Source organism: Pseudoalteromonas sp. S554 (assembly GCF_005930865.1).
Classification (GTDB): domain Bacteria; phylum Pseudomonadota; class Gammaproteobacteria; order Enterobacterales; family Alteromonadaceae; genus Pseudoalteromonas; species Pseudoalteromonas marina.
Window position 1 is genome coordinate 1 of sequence record NZ_PNDV01000148.1, and the last position, 257, is coordinate 257.

The 257-nt window shown below is 40.1% G+C and carries 1 protein-coding gene; it reads left to right on the top strand.

Features of this window, described 5'->3' with window-relative positions:
* Window positions 1–257: hypothetical protein (locus tag CWB65_RS19345; protein WP_212750958.1), on the top strand; the 257-nt coding region annotated here is incomplete at both ends.

Sequence of the window (257 nt, forward strand, 5' to 3'; positions counted from 1 at the left end):
TTGAAGAAAGCGATGACTTTGATTTGGACGATATCGACAGCTTAATTGATGAAGCAGATGAAGATTCCGTAAGTGAAACGCAAACAGAGTCGTTAGTCGAAGAAAACGATGACATTGATACTGCTTTGGCCGGTTCTGTCGATGATTTAGCTGATGCACAAGAAGAGTTAAATGTTGATGATGTCGAGTCTTTAGCTTCAGCTTTGATTGATGAATCTGAATCGGAAAATGAGTCTGAAGAAGAGCCAGAGCTTGAA